This window comes from Rhizobacter sp. P1_G5 (genome assembly GCF_056405435.1).
This window is the reverse complement of sequence record NZ_JBFUCB010000410.1, coordinates 1-5,551: the sequence shown is the minus strand read 5'-3', so window position 1 is coordinate 5,551 and position 5,551 is coordinate 1. Positions and strand designations below refer to the sequence as shown.

5 protein-coding genes are annotated in these 5,551 nt (G+C 70.4%); 2 read left to right on the top strand and 3 right to left on the bottom strand.

All coding sequences use genetic code 11. From position 1 onward, the window contains the following. Together AC1D12_RS23200 and AC1D12_RS23195 are read right to left on the bottom strand one after the other, a co-directional pair. Positions 1 to 311 (bottom strand): hypothetical protein (locus AC1D12_RS23200; RefSeq protein ID WP_477843117.1); only part of this gene is annotated, 311 nt, incomplete at its 3' end. A gap of 51 nt (positions 312 to 362) precedes the next feature. Further along, a complete protein-coding gene (locus tag AC1D12_RS23195) occupies positions 363 to 1,994 on the bottom strand; it encodes a GGDEF domain-containing protein (protein ID WP_477843115.1) in 1,632 nt (543 codons plus the stop codon). Positions 1,995 to 2,157: 163 nt separating this feature from the next. Between AC1D12_RS23195 and AC1D12_RS23190 the strand changes: the two genes are divergently transcribed. Beyond that, positions 2,158 to 3,792, top strand: a complete 1,635-nt coding sequence (locus AC1D12_RS23190; protein WP_477843113.1) for an FAD-binding oxidoreductase — start codon at positions 2,158 to 2,160, stop codon at positions 3,790 to 3,792. 1 nt (position 3,793) lies between these two features. Here the strand turns inward: AC1D12_RS23190 and AC1D12_RS23185 are convergent, their stop codons facing one another. Further along, entirely contained in the window at positions 3,794 to 4,354 is a 561-nt protein-coding gene (locus AC1D12_RS23185; protein WP_477826178.1) for a hypothetical protein, read from the bottom strand. A 184-nt stretch (positions 4,355 to 4,538) separates the two neighbouring features. Between AC1D12_RS23185 and AC1D12_RS23180 the strand changes: the two genes are divergently transcribed. Further along, positions 4,539 to 5,551 (top strand): efflux RND transporter periplasmic adaptor subunit (locus AC1D12_RS23180; RefSeq protein WP_477843111.1); only part of this gene is annotated, 1,013 nt, incomplete at its 3' end.

Below are 5,551 nucleotides of genomic sequence, written 5' to 3'. Positions count from 1 at the left end.
GCCGAGCCGTAGACCGATACGCTGACCTGCCCGGCCGCGACCGTCGCGCCGTACAGCTCGTCGCGCACCGGGTCGTACTGCAGGTTGTCGCCCGAGAACGAGGCGAACGCGAAGGTGTCGATCCGGACGTTGCCGACGGCCGGCGACAGCGTCGACAGCGCGCCGACGACGGCATGCGCCTTGTCGGGCACGAACAGCACCTTCGCGGCGTTGTCGTCGGATGAACCGCCGGAATCTCCACCGCCGCCGCAGGCGGACAGGCTGGTCAGCAGCACGGCCAGCGCGCTGGCAAGGAAAGGACGTCGTGTCATGGGGAGGTCGTCAAGTGGGTCGGGAAAGCGGAACCTTCAGGCCCCGCCGGCTCAGGCGTGCGTCGACTCGGTCGGCTTCACGCTGTACATCGATGCATCGCTGCGGTGCAGCGCAGACTCGATCGTATCGCCCTCGCACGCTTCGCCGAGCCCGAGGCTCACCGACAGCCGCAGGCCCGGTGCGATCGACTCCCAGTCGAAGCCGGACACCGCGGCGCGGATGCGCTCGCACACCGGCCGCGCCTCGTCCTCGGTGGTGTCGGGGAACAGGATCACGAACTCGTCGCCGGCCCAGCGGGCCGGCAGGTCGCCGTCGCGCACCTGCGAGGCCATCAGCGCGGCCACCGTCTTCAGCACCCGGTCGCCGATGCTGTGCGTGAAGCGGTCGTTGACCGACTTGAACTTGTCGACGTCGACCATCGCGACCGTCAACGGGCGCTGTTCCGCCTGCAGCACCTGCAGCCGCTGCGCGAGCTGCTGCTCGAGATGCCGCCGGTTCGCGAGGCCGGTCAGCGCGTCTTCGAGCGACCAGCGTTCGAACTGCTTCGACACCACCAGCGCCTGCTGCAGGTGGCGCTCGCTCTGGCGCGCGCCGAGCTGCCAGGCCACCATCGATTCGCGGCTGCTCATGCCCTCGGTCACCACGCGCTGCTCGCGGCGGCGCAGCGCCCGGTGCTCGCGCTGGGCCAGCGCATGCTTGCCCTGCAGCTCGAAGACCTGCGCCAGCACCAGGTGCGCGCGGCAGGCGAGTTGCTCGTGCTCGACGGCCAGCGCCATCTCGCGCATCTCGATCAGCTCGCGCTCGGCGGTCTCCCAGTCGCGCTGTGCCAGCGCCAGCTCGGCGGCGCACCAGCGCACGAACGAGTCCAGCCAGGTCATCGTGGGGGTCAGCGAGCGCGCCGCGGCGTCGATGGCCGGCCGGGCCGCGGCGACATCGCCCTGCCAGGCCGCCAGCAGGCCCGAGGACGCGAGCGAGATCGTCTTCGCCATCGCCTGCAGGCCCGGCAGCACCGCCAGGCCGTTGCCGGCGCGTTCGAGCTCGTGGCATTCGCGCATCAGGCCCTCCATGCGCACGAGGCTGCCGATGCGGCCGGTCTGGTAGCGCCCGTCGAGCAGGCGCGAGGCCTCGATCCACACCTGGTTCAGGCGCGGCTGGTAGATGCTGACCGGCGGCATGCAGCGCTGCGCGGCGTGGATCGCGAGTTCGAGCGAGGCATCGCCGCGGTCGTGGTCGCCGCTCCATGAGCAGGCGAGGCCCAGGCAGTTGTGCGCGAGCACGGTCTGGGCCTGCGGCGGCAGCTTGTCGCACAGCCGCACGCACAGCAGCGCGGCCTCGACCGACTCGGCATTGCGGCCGAGCAGCATGCAGGCATGGGCGAGGGTGGTGAGCGCATTGGCCTCGCCCTGCGCGTCGCCCAGCCGCTCGAAGAGCTGCGCGGCGCGGCGGCTGGTCTCGGCGGCACGCCGCAGGCGGGAGCTGACGCGGTCGCAATGGGCCAGGCACGACAGCGCGCGGGCTTCGACGTGCAGGTCGGTGTCGTGCGCGTTCTTCAGCACGCCCTGCACGATGTGGCGCGCCGCCTGCACGTGGCCGTCGTCCAGCGCGGCCCAGGCCGCGGCCAGGGCTTCGTCGGCCGATGGCGAGTGCGGGGGCAGGAGTCGGGTGGACGCGTCAGCAGCCATGTGCTTGGGTGGTGGGGGTCGTGCCCCGTGCGGTGCCCAGTGAGTGCGGGGTCGATGCTAGCGGAAACGGCGCCGCATTCAATGTGCGAACTTCCTCGAAAGCTCGTCTTGCATCGGCTCCGGGCATCGCCTACCCTGCCGCGTCCTCACAGGGAGCCACTGGATGTCTCTTCAACGCAACCGCAAGCTCGTGCGCGACCAGGCGCTGTTCCGGCACTGGGAGGGGCTCTCCTCCAATGCCTTCGACAAGATCCCGCTGCAGCAGCTGAAGGATGCGCAGACCGCGCTGCAGGGCCACATCGTGCTGCCGGACAACCCCGACTACAACGCCGATCGCCAGCTCTTCAACCCGGTGTTCAACGCCTTCCCGGTGGCGATCGTCTACTGCGCCGTCGAGAGCGACGTGGCGATCGCGCTGAAGCTCGCGCAGGACGTGATCCTGCCGTTCACCGTGCGCTCCGGCGGCCACTGCACCGCCGGCTTCTCGGCCGGCTACGGCGTGCTGATCGACGTGAGCGAACTGAACGAGGTCACGATCGACGCCGCGGCCCAGGTCGCCACCGTCGGCACCGGCTGCCCGTTCAGCAAGCTCGACCTGGCGCTCGACCAGACCGGCCTGCACGTGCCGGGCGGCGAATGCCAGGACGTCTGCATCGGCGGCTACCTGCAGGGCGGCGGCTACGGCTTCACGTCGGTCACCTTCGGGATGAACTGCGACAACGTGATCGACATGCGGGTGATGCTGGCCAACGGGCGCGTCGTCACCGCGAGCCCGGTCGCCAACACCGACCTGTGGTGGGCGATGCGCGGCGGCACCGGCGGCAACTTCGGCGTGCTGCTGTCGGTGCGCTACCAGCTGCGCCCGCTCGGCGACGTGTTCGGCTGGGCGCTGATCTGGCCGCTGCAGACGCCGGCCGATTTCCAGAACGCCACCGGCGCGCTGATGGCCTTGCAGTCGGGCTACATGCTGGCGGCGCTGCCGCAGGCGCTGAACATCCAGGTGTCGCTGTGCTACCAGCCCGGCACGCAGGGCGGGCTGCCGCTCGAGCCGCAGCAGCCCTGTCTGATGGTGCGCGGGCTGTATGTCGGATCGCAGGCCGAGGGCCAGGCCGCGATCCAGCCGCTGTGCGACCTGCCGGGCGCCATCACGCAATGGACCGCGATGGACAGCTACTACAACCTCAACAAGGCCTTGCTGAACGAGCCCTACGGCATGCCCTGCCTGGCGCCGGACAGCCCGATGCCGTTCGAGGACAAGGCCTCGCGCTACGTCACGCGCCCGCTCACTCCCGCCGAATGGCTGGGGCTGCTGCAGTATTTCGTCACCRCACCGAACGAGCTGACCTACTTCTACATGGAGTTCTACGGCGGCGCGATCAACGAGGTGCCGCCGCAGGCCAATGCCTTCGTGCACCGCAACTCGGCCTTCAACGCGGTGCTCGACGTGTTCTGGTTCGACGAGGCGCACAAGCAGGCGTCGCAGGATTTCCTGGTCGGCTGGATGAACCTGATGGCGCCGATGTGGAACGGCGAGATCTACCAGAACTACCCGCGGCCGGACCAGCCGGCTTACGGCCCGGCCTACTGGGCGGATGCGCAGGCCGGGCTGTACGCGGTGAAGCTGAAGTACGACCCGACGCACGCCTTCCGCTTTGCGCAGGAGGTGGGGCCGCTGATGCCGCCGGGCGGCGGCATCGGGCCGGTGATCGAGCTGCCGGCCTGGCTGCAGCAGTGGTTGCAGCAGCCGATCGTGTACGACGCGCGCTGGACGGCGTCGCAGCTGCAGCCGTACCAGTAAGTCAGTCCGGCACCGAGCTGACGCTGGTGCCGAGGATCTCGGCCGTCAGTACGGTGCTGAAGATGTTCTGGTCGCGGATCGTGAAGGTGCCGCTGGTCCACTGACCCGACAGCCACGGGGCGGTGGGCAGGCTGCTGCCGCTGAACGAGCTGGCCGGCCCGAACAGTGACAAGCGATAGATCACGTTGCTGCGCTTCACGCCGAACAGCGTCGCATCGCCGGTGACCGGCAGTGCCGGGCTCGTGCTGTTGTCGAAGACCTCGACCGAGACACCGCCCCCCTGCGTGAAATCGATCGGACCGGAGGGCCACGCCATCGTGAGCCCATACGAGCTCGCGAAGGTCTCGTAACCGAGGTAGCCGGGATTCGACGGATCGGGCCACTGCGTGTAGGCGGCCGGGTCCGAGTCGAACACGTAGGCGCCGGTGAAGGTGGCGCCGACCGGCGGCCGCGTGCCGCTCGAGGTGAGCACGCGCGCGGTGAAGTTGACGGTGACGTGGTCGGCCATCGCGGCGACGGGCCAGGCCAGGGCTGCGCCCAGCAGCAGGGTCGAGGTTCTCATGCTTGTTGTTTCCCTTGGATGTCGAACGGGTGCGGCCCGCGGCGACGCCACCAGCCTCCCGGCGCGAAGGATATCGACGGCCTGCCGCACGACAACCGCAATGTTGGGGTGGTCGGCGCAGGGAGTCTCGACAATAATCGCCGGCTGCTTGCAGACCGGGGGATGCGACATCGACGCGAATCTGTTGAACGAGCTGCGGATCGACCACCGCGAACGCGAGGACGAAGGCGGCGGCGTGCCGCGCTGGATCTGGGCGGTGCTGGTCACGGTGATCGTGCTGGCGCTGCTCGGCGCCGGCGCCTGGTGGTTCCTCGGCGGCCGGCCGATCGCGGTGAAGACCGCGGCGGCCACTGCCCCGCGCGCCGGCGGCGGGGCCGGCGCCATCCTGCAGGCGACCGGCTACATCACCGCGCGCCGCCAGGCCACCGTCTCGACCCAGCTCACCGGCACGCTCACCGAGGTGCTGATCGAGGAGGGCGACCGGGTCGAGAAGGGCCAGGTGCTCGCGCGCCTCGAAGACGGCGCGGTGCGCGCGACGCTGAATGTCGCGCGCGCCAACCTGGCCTCGACGCAGGCCCAGGTGGCACAGGCCCGCGCGCAGCTGGCCCAGGCGGCGGCCGACGCGCGGCGCCAGGACGAACTCGCGGCCAGCGGCATGACGACGAAGCAGGGCGCCGAGCAGGCCCGCACCGCGCTCGCCAGTGCCACCGCGATGCTCGAGGCGCGCCAGCGCGAATCCGACGCGGCGCGCGCGCAGGTGGCGCAGGCCCAGGTCAACTTCGACTACACGACGGTGCGGGCGCCGTTCGCCGGCATCATCACCGTGAAGGCGGCGCAGGTCGGCGAGATCGTCTCGCCGCTGTCGGCCGGCGGCGGCTTCACGCGCACCGGCGTCGGCACCATCGTCGACATGAATTCGCTCGAGGTCGATGTCGACGTCAGCGAGGCCTACATCGGCCAGGTGAAGCCGGGCATGCCGGTCGAGGCAGTGCTCGATGCCTACCCCGACTGGCGCGTGCCGGCCCATGTGATCGCGATCGTGCCGTCGGCCGATCGCGGCAAGGCGACGGTGAAGGTGCGGGTCGGCTTCGAGCAGCGCGACGCGCGCATGGTGCCCGACATGGGCGTGCGCGTGTCCTTCCTGAGCGCGAAGCCCGCGGCCGGCGCCGACGGCGCGCCACCGCCCGTGCCCAAGGG

Bases quoted from the DNA above. Each gene is read 5' to 3' on its own strand.
- AC1D12_RS23195 (WP_477843115.1), bottom strand. From the start codon at position 1,994: ATGGCTGCTGACGCGTCCACCCGACTCCTGCCCCCGCACTCGCCATCG.
- AC1D12_RS23185 (WP_477826178.1), bottom strand. From the start codon at position 4,354: ATGAGAACCTCGACCCTGCTGCTGGGCGCAGCCCTGGCCTGGCCCGTC.